The sequence below is a fragment of the Halapricum desulfuricans genome (assembly GCF_017094465.1).
Classification (GTDB): Archaea; Halobacteriota; Halobacteria; order Halobacteriales; family Haloarculaceae; genus Halapricum.
Genome location: NZ_CP064791.1, coordinates 610,234 through 630,346 on the forward strand (window position 1 = coordinate 610,234; position 20,113 = coordinate 630,346).

Consider the following 20,113-nt stretch of genomic DNA (forward strand, 5'->3'; position numbering starts at 1 on the left):
GCGGTCTCTCGGGGTGCGGGGCCTTAACTCTTGATAGCCGTCCGGCTCACGCGGACCTGGACTCGATCTCGGCCCGGAGCTTCCGGCCGACCGGGATGACGATCCAGAACGTCAGCGCGCCGAGGATGGCGAACCAGAACAGCGCGTCGCCGATCGTCAGCGCGATCTCCGCGTAGACGCCCGGATCCGACGGGCGTTCGCCGAACAACTGTGCGCCCTCGAAACTCGGTGTCAGGTACCAGCCGGCGATGATCATCCAGCCGAGCCCTGCCGTTACCAGAATACCGAACCCTTTCGCGAATTCGTCAGCCATTGGTTTGCTCCTGTGTGTTCGTGTCGTCCGTTCGGTCGTCCGTTTCGGCCGTCCCGCCGTCGATCATCTCGGCCGTCTTGAACCGCGTGCCGAGGATATACGACCCGGCACCGACCAGCAGTACGGCCACGCCGAGCAGGCCGAAGGCGACGTTGACCACGCCTGTCGAGGGCGTCCAGCCCGTGAGCCCGACCGCCCAGACGGCCGCCTCGCGAATCGGGTTGTCCAGCCGGGTTGCCGCGTCGAACATGAAGAACCCGAGCACGACCAGCGCCGTCGCCAGCAGCGTCGAGAAGACGGTGATCCCCTTGTAGACGCGCAGCGGGACGACGACCGATCCGTCGGGCGTACGCTGGGGTTGGGTATCGCTACTCATGGATCACTTGGGTGGCCTGAGCCGGTAGTACCGGCGGTTGAGGTTGAACATGTACCCTTCGCGCATCGATTTCAACACGGCGTAGCTGATGAACCCGGCGACGATTGGCAACAGGAAGGTCAGGTCGTTCAACAGCCCTTCCCCGATCGGAACGAGGTTCTTGATCGAGAGGACCGCGATGGTGAACGCGAAGACGACGCCGGCGACCCCGACCGAGGCCCAGAACGGCTGCTCGACCGGCCTGCGGGCGCTTCCCTTGTTCAGGAATGGGACGATCGCGACGAACCCGACGACGACGAGGTTCGCGACGACGCCGTATGTTCGGTCGGACATCAGCTTCTCGCCGCCCAGAAGCGACAGGTCGGGATTGAGGAAGCCGAGCTTGAGCAGGCCGAACGACCAGTAGAGGTACCAGTCCGGCAGGATGACCGCCGGGGTAGTGCTGGGGTTGGCGGGCGCGTCGATGTGCGGGGGAAGCGTCGCCGCAAGGACGATGATCATCCCGACGAAGAAACTCGCCAGCGAGAGGTTGCGGACCGTCTCGTGGGGCCAGGCCGGAAAGCCCAGCACGTCCCGTTCGACGTAACTGGACTGCTGGCGCAGATCCTGGTCCTCGCGTCGGGCCCGCTCGAAGTACTCGTAGGTGAGTCGCGACAGCCCCTGCTTGCGAGCCTTGCGCTCGCTCCAGGTTGGCGTCTCGTCGTCGGGGGGCACGATGCCCGTTCCCCCGCCGTCGGTGCGTTCGTCGGTCGTGTCTGTGTCGTCAGTCATGGGTGATCAGTGTGGTTCCGCGATGCCCTGCATCCAGACGATGCCGATGTGGATCGCGATCAGCGTCGTCACGATAAAGGGCAGGAAGAACACGTGCAGGATGTACATCCGCTGGAGTGTCGCCGGATTCGGCGTGAATCCGCCGAACAACAACTGGGCGACCCACTCGCCGATGAGCGGGATCGAGAGGCTCATCTCGACGCCGATCTGGCCGGCCCAGAAGGCCAGCTGGTCCCACGGCAGCAGGTACCCCGTGTACCCGAAGACCATCGTCAGGCTGATCAGCACGATCCCGAGCAGCCAGTTGAGCTCCCGCGGTTCCTTGTATGCGCCCGTGAAGTAGACCCGCAGCATGTGCAGGAACACGGCCGCGACCATCACCTGCGCGGACCAGCGATGGAGGCTCCGCAGGAAGAAGCCGAAGTTCAACTCGACCATGATGAACTCGATCTGGGTGTACGCCAGCGAGGCCGATTCGCTCGCGCCGGCACCGGGCGTGTAGTAGAACCCGAGCAATGCACCGGAAATAGCCGCGACGATATACGCGAGCGTCGAGAACGAGCCCAGCGCGTACAGCGGGTACCAGTACCAGAACTTATTGTCCAGGCCGTACTGTTCGGTGTGGCTCTTGGGCATCTGCATGTTGACCTTGTAATACAGGTTCTCCAGCATCTCCAGGTAGTCCACGATGCGGAGTCGCCTGTCGAGCCACATCAGCACGGTCAGATAGACAGTCTCGATGTGCGAGAGGTCGTCTCGACTCTCCAGCCAGGCGTCGTGGTCGTGATCGTCTTTGCGTTCGAGACTCATGGTATCACTCGGTCCGTGGCAGCGCGGTGAAGGTCCGTCTCACCGGGCTGAAAGGGTCGTAAATCGACTGATGGCACTGGCAGTAGACGGAGTTCTCGCCCCCGAAACTGGCGCTCCCCTCGTTGGCCTTGAACCCCGGGACACAACAGAAGTGCGTGCACTTGTTGAGCCAGGCCATGACGTCGTTTTCCGTCGCCGCCTCCAGGAAGCTGCGCGCCTCGCCGGACAGCGAGCTGTACTCGCCCTCGCCGGCGACCATCTTGCTCACCTCGGGGCTGCGCATGACCTGTACCGGGATGGTCTGGACGTCACCGTCGGATCGCCAGTTCGCGACGGCCGGCTTGCCGAGGCCGTCCCGGCCGATGCCGTTGCCCCACTTTTCGTAGTCCTGGAACATATCCAGCGTCAACACCGATCCGTCGTCGACGTCGTCCTGCCAGGCGTACGTGCCGCCGGTCGACCGGAAGGCGTTGTCCTGGTCGGCGTCGGGCTGGATCCCCTCGTAGGTCTGGACGCCGCAGTACTGGAACCAGGTGGTACTGTAGGTCGTCCCGCCGATGTCCGTTTCGGCGACGGTGACTTCTTTGCCCTGGATCTCCTGGGTCTCCGGCTCCGGCCAGACGCCGTAGATTTCGTTGTCGTTTCTGATCTCGATAGGGATGATCGGCATCCCGCGCGGGGCCGGACCGTCGGTGTTCTCGATGGCAAAATACTCCGTGATCCCGCCGCCGGCGCCGGCGGCGGAGGTGGCCATCTCGACAGTCGCCGCGGTCCCGGTCGCGACCGACCCGAGAGCGGCACTCCCGACGACGCCTTTCACGAACCGCCGGCGTCCCGATTCGCTCGGATATTTGTCTTCGTCTGTGGACATAGTTATCGTTTGTAGTACGGATACAGCGCGCGTTTTGCGTTCTCGAGAGCCCCGTCGGTCACGGACGTTCCGTCGACGTCCTCCTCACGGACGTACAGATCCTCCCACTTGCGTCGGCGTTTCTTGACGATCATCACGTCCGGCAGGAACTCCTTGCGATACAACAGCAGGATGAACGAGAGGTCGATGAAGATGACTCCGAGGACGCCGCCGAGGAACATGTTCCCCTCGGCCGTCAGTCCCCAGCCGCTGATTAGCCCCCAAGTGAACAGCCCGACGAAGACGATCTCGACGATCGTCAACAGGACGATTGCCAGCGCCGCCGCCGGACTCTCACGGGGCTGTTCGTACCGGTGGATATCACCGTAGGTGCTTCCGGACGAGGACATCAGTTCCGACCTCCATTCGTGTGTACCGATTCACCGTACTTCACGAAGAAGAACGTGAACACGAGCGACGCGCTCATCATCAGCAGCGTCGCGATTCCCACGTAGTGGGGCTGGAACGGCACGCCCATGTGCTCCGGATTCTGTTCGCCGCCGCCGGATTCGACCTCGACGGTGGCAATGTCGTCGCCGACGGCGACGGCGCCGAGCATGCCGAGGTTCTGATGGGGGTCACAGTAGTAGGTGACGATGCCTGATTCTTCGAAGGTCTGTTCGTAGGTGTAGCCTTCCTCGCCGACGGGATCGCCCGAGGAGAAGTCGGTGTTTTCGCCGACGACGTTGTGGTCACCGCCGTTGCCGGTCCACTCCCAGGTGATCGTGGTGCCGGGATCGACCCAGACGGCGGCCGGGTTGAACGCGTAGCCGTCACTGCCGGCCCCGACTTCGATCGTGACCGCGTCCTGGCCACGGAGATCAGTCGTCGAGCCGTTGAACCCGTTCGCTCCCTCTAGATAGCCGCCGTAATCCGGCTGGACGTTTGCCTGAGCGGCCGCCGATCCGCTCGCCGCGAGTGCGCCTGCCCCGCCGGCCACGCCACCGGCCGTCCGGAGAAAGTCCCGCCTGTGCATATACATGACATTCTGGGCACCTACTCTGTATAAACTCACCGAAACCCCCGATATATGGGGGGAAATGCGACGGCGACCCGGGTACCTTTATAACCTCTTCGCCAGGTGGGCCCAACTTATTGGGGGTGGCGATGTCGATTCTCCGGGCAGTATTGCGATTCACGGCACTGGGATCTCTTATCACCGCTGTATGAGGGCGTGTATCAAATTTAATTCATAAAGGCGTCACCATGCGTTCGACAAATACAGCTCGTGCTCCCTGTCCCGCCCGACTCAGGAGTTCATCGGTCGGCAGGGTATCGTCACGGGGGTGTATCGGCAGTGTCATCCATCTTGGTCGGAACGGGGCGGTAACACAGTCTCTCGCTCGTCTTCTCGTTCCTCGGTTTCGATGCGACCGTCCTCGTCGATCGGCAGGAAATCCGGTCGTTCGCCGCCGACGTTGACCGCTCGCAGGCGGTCGCGAAACTCCTCGGAACGGAACCGATCGGACAGCCGCGCGTTGGCCACCACGAACAGCAGGCCGATACCGATGACCAGGAACCCGAGTCCGGCGACAATCGAAATTGGTTCCATCCCGAACGCCATCCCGGCACCGACCAGTGCGACGCCGGCCAGCAGCTGCACGACTGCGATGGCCTGTACCATCAGGTTCCCCAGTTCGCCTCCGCCCTCGGGCACCTCCTGGGGGTCGGGCAGTATCTCGCCGTCCGGCATCTCCGGGGGATCGTAGCTGTCCATCGAACACAGCGCGATGACCGGCTTGACGTCCCGCAGGACTGTCCCTTCGCCCTCGACGCTGCCGTCGGGATAGACGACGGCGAACCCCCCGTCGGAGTACGCAAGCAGGTAGTCCTCCTCGCGCTCGATCCGGGCGAAGACGTCCCGATCGAGTACGCGCTGCTTGAGGTCGGCCTCGACGCGGTCGAGCAGCTCTTGACCGGTGATCCAGCTGTCGGCGTCGAACGCCGCCTCCCACTCTTCGGCGGTCATCTCGGCCATGTCGGTCGGGCCGAAATCGTCGAAGTCGTACTTCTGCTCGACCCGATCGCGGAGCTGTCCAGTCGAGAGCTCTTCCCCGTCGGTGCTCGACTCGCCTGTATCTCCCGTCTCCGCACTGGCCGCCGACTCGTCTGGGTCTGGCGGCGTGGAGCCGGACGCGTCCATCGGTCCGGGATTCGATTTCCGTGGCCTTACGCGTATCGTTCGTCACAGTCCGAGGAACGTGCGTTAGGTCGACACTACTGACATCTCCGTTCGCCGGGTCGGCGATACGATGTGTGTTGCCAGGACACGCAGCTCTCAGTGTTGCCGAATGTTCTGTAATTCCCGGAAAGCCATCTCATTAGTAACAAAATAATTATTGCAACCCATAATTTTGGAGAACTTACCAAAACTGGTTAATACAGAGTGGTCATCTATTCTTGCAATGGCAGTTGACTTATCAGAAATACGTAGGAACTTGTTCGAAGTAGAGCTGCTGGAGCGTCTGAATTTGAAATTCAACATCACGGCTGACGAATACAAGAGTAGTCATTCGGTGGATGGCAAGGTACGCGGGAAGATCGATCCGGACAACAACGCCAAGCGCGACCGTGTCAATCCACCTGTCAGTCTGCTAGAACGGTTGACGTCAGCGAACGGCGACAGGTCGCTGGCACTGGCGTCGGGGTATCCCCAGACGGACCTGTTCGTTGCGCTGAGCCGCCTCCCTCCGCTGTCTCAGGGGGACGAGGCCCATCAGGATAACGTCACGACCCAGCGGTTCAGCGTCGAGGGGTTGCCGGAAAACGGAACCGTGCAGCTCGAAGGGGACTGGAGTGCGACGGAGATCGATCAGGCCCTCCAGGACGACGAGATCGCATACGTCGAGCACGAATACGACATCGTCGACTTCCCCAGCGATCAGCTTCCCGTCGTCATCAGAGCGGATCTGCACCGCGATGCTCGGAAGTACATCGAAAACAAACTGAGCGTCAAGGACGTGACGATCAACAGAGACATCGAGGAACTCGCACGAAGATTCGAGGGGCAGGGTGTGTTGTCGATCGAGATCGAATTCCCGAGCGACGCGCCCGAGGCCGAACGTGCAGGGGGTGCGGGACAGCTCACGATCAATAACTTCCGCCTCGATATGGACTCGACGTTCAACGACATCTCGTTTCTGGCCGACCAGAAGGAAGCGGCCGACTACACGTACAATCCCGAAAAGAAGCGCGTCGAGTGGCGTGGCCGCTCGATCACCAAAGGCGATACGCTCCGGTACGACGTCCTCGGCCCGGTCAAGGAACTGCTGGGCCTCGGCGACGTTTCGGCGACGTTCCGGGGCCAGATCGAGAACCACACGCTCACTGGAACGATGATTCGTGGACTCTACGATCGGACCGGCACGCCGTTCTGGACCCCCGACAGCAGCACGAACGGCAATCTCAGTGTCTCCCACCAGGTGCGGATCCGTGGCAAGCTCCAGGTCGATCCTGCGGCGCTCGCCGGGGACACTCGCGAAGTCACTACCGGCAAGGTGACGGTGAACGATCGCCCCTCGGAGGCGTTCGACCGGGTCGAAACCGTCTGTCGCCGGGAGGCGATGACGATCCTGAGCATCGACCCGCCGGCACATCCGGAACCGGCGCCGAACAGAGACGGCGTCTTCCAGATCACCGGCTCGGAAAACGAGAAGGGAGACGACCAGCCCGGGCAGCTGGAGGTGAAACGCGAATACGGGGACGAAGGTGTAGTCTACGCCGAAATCGAAGTGACGGGGGAGTTCACGTCGATGACCGAACAGTCCGAAGTCTCCTCGTTCGACGAGTCGAAAGACCGCCTGGTGCGATCCGACGAGGGTGGCCTCGAAACTCGCGGTAAATCGGACGTCGAAGTACGGGCACGCTCGGCCTCGTCGGAGCTCAATAGCGATCTCATCAGTAAGATCAAAGAGGGCCTGACTGGCGTCGGCGGCGGCCGACGCACCCGCCCGAACGAACCTGCGTTCGAGGAACAGGCAAACAAAACGGCGGACGCTCCGGAACTCGACTCCGAACCCGCGGAGCGGCTTGAGGACAGCAGTGAATCTTTCGATGGGGGTGACGACCGATGAGCGATCGCGTCAAGAAAACGTCCCGGCACCTGACCTGCGAACACGACGGTGATCCGGCCACGGCTGTCTGTGGTGAATGTGGAAAACCACTCTGTGAGGACCACGAGCGGACGCTCACCGATCCGCTGTTCAGCCAGTACAAAAACGATTACACGCACCTACTGCTGGGCATTGTTGGCTTCGTCGTCGTTCCCGCCGTTCTCCTTGGCGTGGTCGACGCCTCGCTGTTCGCCGATGTCGAACGACAGCTGTTCGATCAGACGATCGGTCTCCATACCGGCTTGCTCCTCACTGGGGTCCTAACCGGATTCGGCGGGCTACTGGCCACGTGGTTCCAGAGCGGCGATCAGAAGACGTCGGCCCGGGTCCTCACCCGCAATCCGCCCGAACGGGCGCTGTGCGAGGAGTGCTACCAGAGTACGAGCCTCCGCCGACTGCTCTCGGTCGCGCTGGTCGGGCTCGGTGCGCTGTTGATCCTCGCCGGTCCGATCCTGGTTGTACAGGCCGGAAACGGGGGCCTTCTCGCACTCAGCGGGCTCGGTGCCATCGTGTACTACCTCCGCCACGACGCTGTCCTATACACCCTTGGTCCGTCGAACTCCGATACGTAGCTCCCTGTGATCGCGCGTCCGCCACGTACCGACTTGGGCAGCCAGCCCGGTCTGTCGTTCCTCTGATCGGATGTCCTTCGGGTACTCTTTAACGATCCCGTCCGTACGACCGGTAATGCTCGGGCTGGCCGACGGGACGGTGGCGACGCTGGTCGTCGTCGCGGTGACGATAAGCTTCCCCTGCTTTCTGTACGGGGCCTGGATCGTGATCGAGAACGATCCCGTCACCTGGAGCGTGCTCGTCCGCCATCTCTCCATCGTGTTCACCGGGCTCGCGCTGACGACGATCCCGATGGTCGTGTGGATGCTCCCGAACCTCCTCGAGCAATTCTACGGGTTCAGCGTCCTGCACGCCGTCGTCGGTTTGCACGCGTACGCGTTTCTCGCGTTCGCGCTGACGGGTATCGTTCGGATCTTCCGCGCGAAGTGGGAGCACGACCTCTATCACGATTACGACGAAGACCTCCTGCTCTCGGAGATCGGTGGCGATCGGATGGATCACTGGCGCTCCCGGCTGCGGATCGGCGTCGCCGGCTACGTCACCCTGTGGATCGTCGCCTACCTCAGCGGCCTCGCCCAGTACGTCACCAAGTACGGATTCCCGCCGTAACCCCCGACGGCGAACGGGGACTGAGATCACCGATCGTCGTCGGCTTCGTTCCCGAACGTCCAGGGGTCGTTCGAGAGCAGCCGCTCGGGTCTGAGCACGCCCCGGACGTGATGGCCATCCGACTCGTGGTCGTCGATCTCTTCTCGGTCGATCTCGGTCTCGCAGTCCGTGCAGTACCAGCGGGTGTTCATAACTCGACCTCCGATCGGGTACGCGCCGCGATCGTTTCACGGACGAGATCGATCACCTCGGGGATCCGCTCAGCCACGGTATCGCTCAACTCGGTACCTGGTTCGGTATCGGCCGGCTGGACGCCGATCACGAGCAACTCCTCCGGCAGGTCGTAGGGATCTTTTCCGGCCTGTAACGCGTCCGAGAACGAGAAGTCGTGCATCAGCACGTCGGGCGGTGAGCCGTCGAACGATCCCTCGCGGTAGCGATACCGGTGGATTGCTCCGGGAGACGCATCCTCGACCGCGACCGCGTCGACGACGATCGCGTAGTCGGCCCCGCTCATCGCCTCCAGCGCGAAAAACGCCGTCGTGCCGGCGTGAGTCGCGACGACGCCATCCGGGAGCCCCTCGTCACGAAGCTCCTCGATGACGTGCTCGCCGACGCCGTCGTCACCCATGATCGGATTGCCGACCCCGACGACGGCGACGTGCGAGTGCTCACTCATCGGTTCGCTCACCACCGCGTACCGAGTCGCGGTCGCCAGGGGACGCTCCCCCGGCCTTTCGTTCGGCCGTTGGCCCGCCGTCCGCGGCCGCCGGGCTCGGTCCGCCGTCGGACGACTGCTCGTCTGCTGGCTCCTCACGTTCGCTGTGGACGATGTACGCGTTCACGTCACCGAATACCATCGACCTGAGCACGTCCCAGTTGCTCGGCAGGACCGCGAAGTAGATGTGAAACATGACCATCACTGCGGTAATAAAGGCCAGCAGCAGGTGGATCTGCTTGAGCGTCTCCAGTGCCAGCCAGCCCGACATGAATCCGAGCGCGTCGATCCACCAGGTCGACTCGGTCGCCATCTCCCGATACATACCGAAGCCAGTAAGCGCGAGAATTCCGATGAAGATGGCGATCCACCAGAAGAAGGTCTTCTGCATCGGGTGGTGAGCGATCCAGTCGCCCTCGTCCTCGTCGTAGGCCCGGCGCGCGTCGTGGTAGTACGGCATGTACTTTTTGAGACCGACGAACGCCTCGGCGATATCGAAGCTGACCTGAATATCCGCCATCTCCAGCAGCTGGTGGTGTTTGTCGACCAACACGTAATAGTAGGGAAAGACGACGAACGTGATCGCCACGATCAGAATCCCGGTCCACATGTGGATCCCGAACGCGACGTAGTAGCCGCCCCAGATGCCCGATTCGAGCAAGAAGTAGTTGCCCGTCCAGATCGCCAGCCCGGTCCACAGTAACAGGAAAAACAGGATCGCCTGGATCCAGTGGCTCAGGCGGTTCCCTATCGAATGACGCTCGACCGACTGGCGCTCGGCCGTCTCAAGCTGTGCGACCCTGTCGTCGGTCTCGATGATGTCGGACCTGGCTGTCCGCCAGAGCTGTCGGCCCCTGTCGAGCAGACTCGAGGCGCCGTCGGAGCCGTCCGCCGGCGACTCGCCTCCGCCGTCAGTCGCTTCCGACATCGGTCATCCCCCCCGGCGACGCCGGTTTGAGTTCGGTTTCGTAGGACCCCTCCGGGCTGTCGACGTGGACCGAACAGGCCAGGCACGGGTCGAACGAGCGGATCGTCCGCATCACGTTGATCGGGTTCTCGATGTCCGCGACCTCGTCGCCGACGATGGCTCCCTCGATGATCGATGGGTTGCCCTCGCCGTCCCGCGGCCCGATGTTCCACAGCGTCGGCGTGATGATCTGGTAGCGTTCGATCTCCCCGTCCTCGACGTCCACGTAGTGAGAGAGCGTCCCCCGGGACGGTTCCCAGAGACCGACCCCCTTCCCGGTGTAATTGTCCGGGAAGTCGGCCATCAATGGCTCGTTCGGGTCGAACGCGTCCAGCAGATCGAGTACCCGGTCGCGGACGATCAGTACCTCCTGTGCGCGGGCGATGAGGCGGTTGAGCGTATTGCTCTCGTCGAAACCCCCGCCCAGGTTCGCCCGGAGGTCGAACGGGTCGTACCCCGAGATCGTGAGCCTGGCGAGCGGTCCGACCTCCATCGTCTCGCCGTCGAATCTGGGTGCTTTCCCCCACGAGTAGGCGCCGTCTTTCTCGGGTTCCGGCTCCGGTGGTTGGGCCTCGGTCGGCTTCCCGGCCGATTCTTCGGTGTAGTACGAGTACTCCGTGTCTTCGGAGATCGCAGCGACGATTTCGTCTTTCGTCATCGGTTCGAAGGACCCGTCGCGATACACGCCGCGCTTGAAGATCCGTTCGCCGGATTCGGGCTCCCTGAACAGTCCGTTGCTGTAGTAGCGGTTCGGCCCCGATCCGAGGTCGGCAGCGCCTTCTCTGGCCGCGGCCACGAGGATCGAAACCACGTCGTGGAGCCCTTCCCCCAGTTCGGGATCGAACTCCCCGTTCTGGACGTTCTCGAGGACGTCCGGAACCGCATCCGTCGGTCCGAGCCAGTTGCTGACCTCCCGGACGCGGGACTTGACGGTCTGTACCGTCGAGACGTCCGGATTCGTCGCGACCCCGCCGGGGACGAACGCGAGCGGGTGGGGAGCGCGCCCGCCGAACTCCGCCAGCGCTTGCATGAGTTTTCGCTGGTTTTCGAGTGCCCCCTGGTATCCATCGCCCTCGAGCGGATCGAGACGGTCGAATCCCGTGTCAGCGACTGCGTCGCTGTAGTCGGGACCGACGAGGGCGAACAGGTGAATCGCGTGGTTCCACAGGAAGAAGATGCCCTCGACCGCGTCCCGGAGAATCTTGGCGTGCTCCGGGATCCCGTCGAAGGCACCGGCGTTGATCGCCGCGTCTTCGGTCGCCCGCGACGAGCCGATCCGATGACAGATGAAACAGACGCCACAGACTTTTCCTGTGAGTTGTGCGGCGTCCCGTGGTGACCGACCGACGGTGATGATTTCGGCCCCTCGGAACATCTTCATCGTACTTTTGGCCTCCGCTATCTGTCCGTCCTCTACTTGCAGCTCCATCCCGTGGTGGCCTTCGATGCGTGTCGTCGGGTCGATTTTCACTTCTACCATAGTAGATCACACCGATTTGTCGTCTCCGGCTTCCGCGTCCGGCTGCTCGTCGACGTCCGCCGTGAGTTCCGCATCGGCGGCGTCCGATTGGCCGCCGTTGCCGCCCTGTTCGGACTTCCCGTACCCCATCGCTTTCCGGCCGGCGTGCGCACCGATACCGACCACACCGGCGCCGACCGCGGCTAGCCCGGCTGTCTCGACGTCGACGCCGAAGATGTTCTGTCGCTCGACTGATTTGTCCAGCGGCTGGAAGCGATCCCAGAACCCGGGCTCCATACAGCCGATACACGGCGCGCCCACGTTGAGACAGACGCTCGTCCCGTCGTTCCACAGCCGGGTCTGGTCGTCACAGTTCGTGTACGGTCCGGCACACCCCACCTGGTACAGACACCCCTCCTCGCCGGGTTTGTCCGCGAACTCGCCGCGGTCGAAATAGCCGCGCCACTTGCAGTTGTCGTGGACGAGCGGTTCGTAGAACGGCTTTGGTCGCTGATACCGGTCGAGATCCGGCTCGTGGCCGTTGAGGACCGTCGCGATCGTCAAGAGTATGTAATCGGGATGCGGGGGACACCCCCCGAGATTGATGACCGGAAGCCCCGATCCGGCGGTGAAATTCGGGCCGAGCACGCCGGGTTGATAACGTTGCTCGAACTGGAGCCCCTTCGCTCCCGTGACGTTCTCGCCGACGTCGTGGAGATGATTCTTGTTTTCCGCCGCCGGCCAGCCGCCGAAGGCTGCACAGTTGCCCACGCCGACCACGTACTCGGCCTCGGGGGCCAACTCGTCGATCCAGTCGACGAGCGGCTTGCTCGTCCCGTCCGGTGTCTCGCCAAGCGTCGCGGCGGACGGAATCTCGGTCGGCACCGATCCCTCGAGGACGAGTATGTCCGGCGACTTGCTCATCGACTCGATGGCTGCCTCGCCGTGTTCCGCCATGAGCGTGGGGTGGAACGTCAGTTCCATCCGGAACTCGCTCAAGGTCTCCTCCAGGGTCGGATACTGTCCCTGGAGGAGTGATATCGTGCAACCTGAACAGCTCTGTCCTTGTAGCCAGGCGACCTCGACAGGCCCGTCTGTCGCCTGCTGAAGCGCCTGCGCGATCTCGCCCGTGTGGCGCGAGATGACCGCCCCAGCTGACATTGTGCCAGCGAGCTTCAAGAAATTTCGCCTGGTCTGGCCGTTGTCGCTGCTGCGTATGGCCATACTGAGAAGAGAACTGCAAAGAACATTAAAAATAGATATAGATTCTTGCACTCTGAGAAGACCAGTTCAGTGTCGAGTCAAGGACTGTGTGAGAGTATCGGAGGAGTCCAGTGGTTTCGTCAGGAGAGTTGCGTTCCACCGTTCGGCAGAGGTCGGAACCCCCCGACTGGCGAAACTCCCGATGAGGAACCGTCGATGGGGTGACTAGATCGGACCTGGACCTCTACAGACCGAATCTGGCGGAGGCCTGCTCGGGAGAAAGACGTCCATATCAGAGAGTATCCCGTCCGAAAGACGACATACGTGAGTACTACTGACGGGAAGACACCGAAGCAGCACCCCGATTGGCGGCGACAGAGAGCCAAAGAGACGAGTGGTGTGGCCCGCATGCCCGAAAGCTGCCTGTACTAACGTTTCTACTTTTCGAGGTTTTCTCTACTGGTCGCTTACTGTGAGTACGCACCTGATTCGGCGTAATAACTGCTCTAAAGCGTCTCTACCCTTTACATACGCGGGGTTTGTGGGGTTCTGACGAGGTTGAGTAAATAGTGATAGAAGATAGAGTAAAACGCACATCAGCAGTCGTGATATTCCTTGCGATCGGGGTAGCGACACTGACGGGCACTGCGCTCGCGGCGGACGTCGCCGGCGAGCGGAACGCAGCCCAGACAGCATTGAATCAGACAGACGACTCGTTCAACGTTTCGAATATGAGCGTCGAGGACGGTGAGAACGTCACTGTCACCGCCGACATCACCAATCCCGGAGCAGCGCCTGCGATCCAGGCGGTCGAACTCCGCATCGATGGTGAACTGATCGAGTACCGGCCTTGGGCACTCAACCCGGGAGAGACGGAACAGATCAGTTTCGACGTCGGGTCTGATCAGGTGAGCGAGGATAGCATTATCAGCGTGCAGACGCGCATGCATGGCGAGGTAGCGATCTTCGGCGAGGCGACATCGCCTGAAGCATCGATCACCTTCGAGGATCAGACCAGCGACGGCGCGAACGTCACGATCGCAAACGCCTCGAACTCCGAAACGCCGTATTACGGAGCCGTCTGGACGGTGAACAACGAGACTGGCGAACCTGAGACGCTGCTCGGTGCCACGCAAGTTACCGAAAACGAGACGAGTAACCTCACAGTCGATTTCGAAGAGCCGATCGAGGAGAACCAGACGCTGGTCGCCGCCGTCCACCCTGACGAGGACGGTGACGCAGCGACGATCGACCCGGTTGCCGAGGAAATCCTCGCCAGTGACACCGCCAACGTGACTGTCGAGATGGTCGAGCAGCCGCCCGAAGCCTCGATCACGTTCGAGGATCAGACCAGCGACGGCGCGAACGTCACGATTGCAAACGCCTCGAACTCCGAAACGCCGTATTACGGAGCCGTCTGGACGGTGAACAACGAGACTGGCGAACCTGAGACGCTCCTCGGAGCGACACAGGTTACCGAAAACGAAACGAGTAATCTCACGGTCTCCTTCGAGGAGCCGATCGAAGAGAACCAGACGCTCGTGGCCGCCGTCCACCCTGACGAGGACGGTAACGCCAGCACGGTCGACCCGGTTGCCGAGGAAATCCTCGCCAGTGACACCGCCAACGTGACTGTCGAGATGGTCGAGCAGCCGCCCGAAGCGTCGGTAACCTTCGAGGATCAGACCAGTGACGGTACCAGCGTCACGATCGCAAACATCTCGAACGACGAGACACCGTACTACGGAGCCGTCTGGACGGTGAACAACGAGACCGGTGAACCCGAGACGCTGCTCGGTGCCGCGCAGGTCAGCGACAACGAAACGAGTAATCTCACGGTCTCCTTCGAGGAGCCGATCGAAGAGAACCAGACGCTCGTGGCCGCCGTCCACCCTGACGAGGACGGTAACGCCAGCACGGTCGACCCGGTTGCCGACGAAATCCTCGCCAGTGACACCGCCAACGTGACTGTCGAGATGGTCGAACAGCCGCCCGAAGCGTCGGTAACCTTCGAGGATCAGACCAGTGACGGTACCAGCGTCACGATCGCAAACATCTCGAACGACGAGACACCGTACTACGGAGCCGTCTGGACGGTGAACAACGAGATCGGTGAACCCGAGACGCTGCTCGGTGCCGCGCAGGTCAGCGACAACGAAACGAGTAATCTCACGGTCTCCTTCGAGGAGCCGATCGAAGAGAACCAGACGCTCGTGGCTGCTGTCCATCCTGACGAAGACGGCAACGCCAGCACGGTCGACCCGGTTGCCGACGAAATCCTCGCCAGTGACACCGCCAACGTGACTGTCGAGATGGTCGAGCAGCCACCCGAAGCGTCGGTAACCCTCGAGGATCAGACCAGTGACGGCACCAGCGTCACGATCGCCGCCATCTCGAACGACGAGACGCCCTACTATGGGGCTGTCTGGACGGTAAATAACGAAACTGGCGAACCTGAGACGCTGCTCGGTGCCGCGCAAGTTACCGAAAACGAGACGAGTAACCTCACAGTCGATTTCGAGGAACCGATCGAGGAGAACCAGACGCTCGTGGCCGCCGTCCACCCTGATGAGGACGGCAACGCCAGCACAGTCGACCCGATCACCGAGGCAATCCTCGCCAGTGACACCGCCAACGTGACTGTCGAAACGGTCGAGCAGCCACCCGAAGCGTCGATCACCTTCGAAGATCAGACCAGTGACGGTGCGAACGTCACGATCGCGAACGCCTCGAACGACGAAACACCGTACTACGGAGCCGTCTGGACGGTGAACAACTCGACCGGCGAGCCAGAGACGCTGCTCGGTGCGGCTCAGGTCAGCGATAACGAGACGAGTAACCTCACGGTCTCTTTCGAAGAACCGATCGAAGAGAACCAGACGCTGGTCGCCGCCGTCCACCCTGATGAGGACGGCAACGCCAGCACGGTCGACCCGATCACCGAGGCGATTCTCGCCAGTGACACCGCCAACGTGACTGTCGAAGCGGTCGAGCAACAGCCTGCGGCTTCGATCACCTTCGAAGACCAGACCAGTAATGGATCGACCGTCGCTATCGCGAACGCGCTCTACGAACAACCACCGTTCTACGTCGCCGTATACGGCACCAACGCCACCGGCGACATGGTGCTGATCGGCCTCGAGCAAGTTATCGAATCCGAATCGAACGGGCTGACGGTGACACTCGATGAGCCACTCGCCGAAACCGGGACGCTCGTCTCCGGGATCCACCCGGACGCCGACGGTGAGTCCGGGACGATCAATCCGGTGACAGACAACTACCTGGCTATCGATATGGGCAACGTGACTGTCGATATCGACGATGCGAACGCGACGAGCGTTATCCAGGCTCCCCTGTAGCGATCGGCGGTACTTCCCAATCACTCGTTTTTTCGTCACGCCTACCATCCGCCGCTCGCCGGATCGATCTCTCTGTCCAGCTTCGGGGACCGAACGTACGTCTTCGAGCACGCAGACGTCTCATACTGGTGGCTATCCCATTTCGAAATGATTCGACACGCCGTCGTGCCGGATATCTGTACGAACGTATAGCCACCAGTGTCAGTCGGAACTGCGTGCCATGCAGACCACGGCTGTGTGGGTGATCGCAGGGTTCTTTTTGCTCGTCTTCGACGCTGTGCTGGCCGTTGTGACAGTTTCTGTCGATATAGTCCTAGGAACCTGTCCCGTGCTTGTTCGTGTCGGGGGCAGCGCCTCTCACGTGACGTGCGTCAACGCCACGCACTGCGGCTCCGTTTGGAAAGCCTTAATACTAGGACCCCGGTACGAAGGAGTGCAGCAAGCCCGGATGGTGTAGTGGCCCATCATACGACCCTGTCACGGTCGTGACGCGGGTTCAAATCCCGCTCCGGGCGTACTTTTTCGGCGAGCAAACTGCGAGCCGTAAATGCGTTATAGACGGATTTGAACCCTGGCAGTCGCGCGCAGCGAACGAACGTGAGCGAGCACGTCTGCATCCGGTTCAAATCCCGCTCCGGGCGCTTCTCTGCATTCAAATCCGTGAGCGACTGCGTTGGCGTGTCGCGCGCCACAGTTCTCGGGGCTTGCCGGCGGGACGCCCCCGACGAGTGCAGCACGTGTCGGAGTCCAGAACGTTAAGGGTACTCGTCACCGTTGGGTCAGTATGGTCGATACTGCCGTCGTCCTGGCCGCTGGCGAGGGAACGCGATTGCGGCCGCTCACGCGCAACCGTCCCAAACCGATGCTCCCTGCGGCGAACCGTCCGATACTCGAACACGTACTTGATGCGCTCGTCGACGCGGGTGCCGAGGATCTCGTTGTCGTCGTCGGCTACAAGCACGACCGCGTGCAGAACCACTTCGGGCCGACATACCGTGACGTTCCGATCACGTACGTCCGCCAGAACAAACAGCTCGGAACCGGTCACGCGCTGTTGCAGGCCCGCGAGCACGTCGAGGGGTCGATGCTCGTGGTTAACGGCGACTGTCTCATCGACAGCACACTTGTCGAGGACGTCTGCCGAGCGTTCGATCGGGGCGACGGCGAGCCGACGCTGGCGGTTCTCGAAGGTCCGGACGCCCGCCAGTACGGCGCGGTCACACTGCGAGACGGGCTTGTCCAGGAACTCATCGAGAAACCCCGGACCGACGAATACCGCCTGATCAACGCCGGGATCTACGCGTTCGACGACGACATCTTCGGGGCGATCGACGACACGCCGCGCGAGGCGGGCGAACTCGCGCTGACGACGACGCTGTCGCGCGAACTCGACGACGGACGGGTTCGCGGCGTCGAGACCGACGGCCTGTGGGTTGATGCCTCCTATCCCTGGGATCTGCTCGTCGTCGCAGCGGAGATCCTCGATTATGGGCTGGCCGACGAGCCCGAGCGCGACGATCGCGTCTGGGTCGACGAGACGGCGATCGTCCACGACGACGCGACGCTACAGCCGCCGGTCGTGATCGGCCCGGACTGCGAGATCGGCCCCAGTGCAGTGGTTGGCCCGCATAGCGCGCTCGGGCGCAACGTCACGGTCGGTGCCAACGCGACCGTCGCGAACAGCGTGCTGGACGTGGACGCCCGCGTCGGGGCCGGATCGACGCTGCTGGATACAGTGACGGGCCAGCACGTCCGACTCGGTCCGAACAGCGTCGTCTCGGGCGGCCCCGCCGACGTCCGGGTCGGAAACGAGATATTCGAGGACGAGGATCTCGGGGCCGTGATCGCGGACCGCGTTCGCGCGGACGGAAACGTCGGGTTCGCACCCGGCTCGCTCGTCGGCCCGAACGCCCACCTCGACACCGGCGTGACGGTCGACGGACAGGTTCGTGAGGGCACGGAGGTGCGTCGCTGATGTGTGGGATCATCGGCGCTGTCGGCCGCGGCGTGGAGACGCTGGACGTACTCGTCCACGGGCTCTCGAAGCTCGAATATCGAGGCTACGACTCGGCGGGAGTTGCGCTGGCCGACGAATCGGTCGATATCTGCAAGAAAGCGGGCGAGATCGACGAACTACGGGGCGCGCTGGAGGGGCGGTCGATCGACGGCAGCGTCGGGATCGGACACACGCGCTGGAGCACGCACGGGCCGCCGACCGACGAGAACGCTCACCCGCATCAGGACTGCTCGAGTGACGTTGCCGTCGTCCACAACGGGATCATCGAGAACTACCAGGAGCTCCGTGACGAACTGGCCGCTGCGGGCCACACGTTCCGCTCGGATACGGACACGGAAGTCGTTCCGCACCTCGTCGAGGATGCACTCCGTGGCGGTGCCGATCCGGAGGCCGCCGTCCGGTCGGCTGTCGGCCGACTCGAAGGCAGCTACGCAGTCGCGGTCGTGATCGCCGGCGTCGATCGAATCTTCGCCGCACGCAACGATTCGCCGCTGGTGTTGGGCATTGACGATGATGCGTACTATCTCGCGAGTGACGTCCCCGCGTTTCGCGATCACACGGATCGCGTCGTCTACCTGGACGACGGCGAGTTCACCGTGCTCGGTCCCGACGGCTGGCGGGTCACGACGCTCGCGGGCGAGCCCGTCGAGAAGACGGTCGACACCGTCGACTGGGATCCCGAAGAGACCGGCAAGAGCGGCTACGATCACTACATGCTCAAGGAGATCCACGAACAGCCCCGATCGCTCCGCCAGAGTCTCTCGGAGCGAGTCGACGAACTCGGCGGGTCGGTGGACATCGGCGAACTGGCGGATCTCAACCCGCGTGGCGTCCAGTTTGTCGCCGCCGGGACCTCCTATCACGCGGCACTGTACGGGGCCGAGCTGTTCCGACAGGCTGGGATCCCCGCCCAGGCGTTCCGGAGCAGCGAATTCGCCACCTCGCCGCCACCGATCGGCGACGCGCTCGTGATCGGCGTCACACAGAGCGGAGAGACTGCTGACACGCTCTCGGCGCTTCGGGAGGCACAGCGCCGCGGTGCGCGCACGCTCGGCGTGACGAACGTCGTCGGCTCGACGGTCGCCCGGGAGTCCGATCACGTCTTCTACATCCGGGCCGGTCCGGAGATCGGCGTCGCCGCGACCAAGACCTTCGCCTCGCAACTGGCCTCGTTGAACCTGCTGGCACTCGGGATGACCAGCACCGACGGCACTCGCGAAATCATCAGCTCGCTCCGTGATCTCCCCGGACAAGTCCAGGAAGTGCTCGACGGATCGGCCGCTCGCGAGGTCGCCGACACGTACGCGGCGTCCGATGCGTACTTCTTCATCGGCCGTGGATTGAACTATCCGGTCGCGCTCGAAGGCGCGCTGAAGATGAAGGAGATTACGTACAAACACGCGGAGGGCTTCGCCGCCGGTGGGCTGAAACACGGCCCGCTGGCGCTGGTGACCGACCAGACGCCCGTGTTCGCGGTCGTCACCGGCGACGACGAACTGGCGCAAAAGACCATCGGCAACGTCAAAGAGGTCGAAGCCCGCGACGCACCGGTGATTGCCGTCACTGACGGCAAAAGCGACGTCGAGCGATACGCCGACCACGTGCTCCGAATTCCCGAAGCGCATCCCCGCACTGCGGCCGTCCTCGCGAACGTCCAGCTCCAGCTCGTCTCCTATCACACCGCTTCGATTCTCGGTCGGTCGATCGACAAGCCACGCAACCTGGCGAAGAGCGTCACGGTCGAGTAACGGCCGCGACACCACTGCTGTTGCCAGCGTCACTCCATTTTCGCCGGACGCGCGTCGTGCCTCCACAGGCGAGCGGATCGAGTGCCTCGGAACCGTCCGGAAACCGTTGTGTTTCTTGTGCGTTCCTGTTCGATGGTCGGACGATGCCCGAACCAGTCATGTGTCCCG

The 20,113-nt window shown here is 62.6% G+C and carries 19 protein-coding genes and 1 tRNA gene; 7 read left to right on the forward strand and 13 right to left on the reverse strand.

The genetic code is table 11. The features are described from left to right. Positions 1–46: 46 nt before the first annotated feature. The 8 genes from HSEST_RS03130 to HSEST_RS03165 all read right to left on the reverse strand — a co-directional run bounded on the left by HSEST_RS03130 (position 47) and on the right by HSEST_RS03165 (position 5,323). Positions 47–313 carry a DUF7314 family protein gene (locus HSEST_RS03130; protein ID WP_229122115.1) on the reverse strand — a complete coding sequence of 89 codons (267 nt, stop codon included), beginning with the start codon at positions 311–313 and terminating at the stop codon, positions 47–49. Beyond that, positions 306–689, reverse strand: a complete 384-nt coding sequence (locus HSEST_RS03135; RefSeq protein ID WP_229122116.1) for a DUF7315 family membrane protein — start codon at positions 687–689, stop codon at positions 306–308. Before HSEST_RS03135 ends, HSEST_RS03130 begins: the two co-directional genes overlap by 8 nt. Positions 690–692: 3 nt before the next feature. Next, positions 693–1,460, reverse strand: coding sequence for a cytochrome bc complex cytochrome b subunit (locus HSEST_RS03140; protein ID WP_229122117.1), 768 nt, complete (start codon positions 1,458–1,460; stop codon positions 693–695). A 6-nt stretch (positions 1,461–1,466) separates the two neighbouring features. Beyond that, entirely contained in the window at positions 1,467–2,270 is an 804-nt protein-coding gene (locus tag HSEST_RS03145) for a cytochrome b (RefSeq protein ID WP_229122118.1), read from the reverse strand. A gap of 4 nt (positions 2,271–2,274) precedes the next feature. Then, on the reverse strand, positions 2,275–3,141 hold the full coding sequence (locus HSEST_RS03150) for a ubiquinol-cytochrome c reductase iron-sulfur subunit (RefSeq protein ID WP_229122119.1): 867 nt from the start codon (positions 3,139–3,141) through the stop codon (positions 2,275–2,277). 2 nt (positions 3,142–3,143) lie between these two features. Continuing rightward, on the reverse strand, positions 3,144–3,530 hold the full coding sequence (locus HSEST_RS03155; RefSeq protein WP_229122120.1) for a DUF7318 family protein: 387 nt from the start codon (positions 3,528–3,530) through the stop codon (positions 3,144–3,146). After that, complete coding sequence (locus tag HSEST_RS03160; RefSeq protein WP_229122121.1) at positions 3,530–4,156, reverse strand: halocyanin domain-containing protein; 627 nt, start codon at positions 4,154–4,156, stop codon at positions 3,530–3,532. Before HSEST_RS03160 ends, HSEST_RS03155 begins: the two co-directional genes overlap by 1 nt. 324 nt (positions 4,157–4,480) lie before the next feature. Continuing rightward, on the reverse strand, positions 4,481–5,323 hold the full coding sequence (locus tag HSEST_RS03165) for a DUF7319 domain-containing protein (RefSeq protein WP_229122122.1): 843 nt from the start codon (positions 5,321–5,323) through the stop codon (positions 4,481–4,483). 373 nt (positions 5,324–5,696) lie between these two features. On the opposite strand from HSEST_RS03165, the gene HSEST_RS03170 reads away from it, so the two are divergent. The 3 genes from HSEST_RS03170 (at position 5,697) to HSEST_RS03180 (ending at position 8,474) form a co-directional block, all read left to right on the forward strand. Continuing rightward, entirely contained in the window at positions 5,697–7,253 is a 1,557-nt protein-coding gene (locus HSEST_RS03170) for a hypothetical protein (RefSeq protein ID WP_229122123.1), read from the forward strand. Continuing rightward, the gene (locus HSEST_RS03175) at positions 7,250–7,864 is read left to right on the forward strand and encodes a hypothetical protein (RefSeq protein WP_229122124.1); all 615 of its coding nucleotides are present in this window, start codon (positions 7,250–7,252) and stop codon (positions 7,862–7,864) included. The genes HSEST_RS03170 and HSEST_RS03175 overlap by 4 nt, the downstream gene beginning before the upstream one ends. A gap of 115 nt (positions 7,865–7,979) precedes the next feature. Next, positions 7,980–8,474: a DUF7321 family protein gene (locus tag HSEST_RS03180; protein WP_229122125.1), complete on the forward strand. Its 495-nt coding sequence runs from the start codon at positions 7,980–7,982 to the stop codon at positions 8,472–8,474. 26 nt (positions 8,475–8,500) lie between these two features. Here the strand turns inward: HSEST_RS03180 and HSEST_RS03185 are convergent, their stop codons facing one another. From HSEST_RS03185 to HSEST_RS03205, 5 genes are read right to left on the reverse strand one after another with little or no spacing between them, the layout of a single operon-like run. Further along, positions 8,501–8,665 (reverse strand): hypothetical protein, encoded by a 165-nt coding sequence (locus tag HSEST_RS03185; protein WP_229122126.1) that lies wholly within the window; start codon positions 8,663–8,665, stop codon positions 8,501–8,503. Continuing rightward, positions 8,662–9,153 carry a hydrogenase maturation protease gene (locus HSEST_RS03190; protein ID WP_229122127.1) on the reverse strand — a complete coding sequence of 164 codons (492 nt, stop codon included), beginning with the start codon at positions 9,151–9,153 and terminating at the stop codon, positions 8,662–8,664. Before HSEST_RS03190 ends, HSEST_RS03185 begins: the two co-directional genes overlap by 4 nt. Continuing rightward, positions 9,146–10,120, reverse strand: a complete 975-nt coding sequence (locus HSEST_RS03195) for a cytochrome b/b6 domain-containing protein (RefSeq protein ID WP_229122128.1) — start codon at positions 10,118–10,120, stop codon at positions 9,146–9,148. The genes HSEST_RS03190 and HSEST_RS03195 overlap by 8 nt, the downstream gene beginning before the upstream one ends. Next, entirely contained in the window at positions 10,104–11,639 is a 1,536-nt protein-coding gene (locus HSEST_RS03200) for a nickel-dependent hydrogenase large subunit (protein ID WP_229122129.1), read from the reverse strand. The genes HSEST_RS03195 and HSEST_RS03200 overlap by 17 nt, the downstream gene beginning before the upstream one ends. Before the next feature lie 6 nt (positions 11,640–11,645). Then, positions 11,646–12,779: a hydrogenase small subunit gene (locus HSEST_RS03205; protein ID WP_229122130.1), complete on the reverse strand. Its 1,134-nt coding sequence runs from the start codon at positions 12,777–12,779 to the stop codon at positions 11,646–11,648. 647 nt (positions 12,780–13,426) lie between these two features. Here HSEST_RS03205 and HSEST_RS03210 point away from each other — a divergent pair. From HSEST_RS03210 to glmS, 4 genes are all read left to right on the forward strand, one after another. Further along, a complete protein-coding gene (locus HSEST_RS03210) occupies positions 13,427–16,180 on the forward strand; it encodes a DUF7282 domain-containing protein (protein WP_229122131.1) in 2,754 nt (917 codons plus the stop codon). Between the two features lie 442 nt (positions 16,181–16,622). Further along, positions 16,623–16,695: transfer RNA gene (locus HSEST_RS03215), tRNA-Asp, on the forward strand. Between the two features lie 269 nt (positions 16,696–16,964). Next, positions 16,965–18,155 carry a bifunctional sugar-1-phosphate nucleotidylyltransferase/acetyltransferase gene (gene glmU, locus HSEST_RS03220; RefSeq protein WP_229122132.1) on the forward strand — a complete coding sequence of 397 codons (1,191 nt, stop codon included), beginning with the start codon at positions 16,965–16,967 and terminating at the stop codon, positions 18,153–18,155. Continuing rightward, the gene (gene glmS, locus HSEST_RS03225) at positions 18,155–19,945 is read left to right on the forward strand and encodes a glutamine--fructose-6-phosphate transaminase (isomerizing) (RefSeq protein WP_229122133.1); all 1,791 of its coding nucleotides are present in this window, start codon (positions 18,155–18,157) and stop codon (positions 19,943–19,945) included. Before glmU ends, glmS begins: the two co-directional genes overlap by 1 nt. The last annotated feature ends 168 nt before the right edge of the window (positions 19,946–20,113 follow it).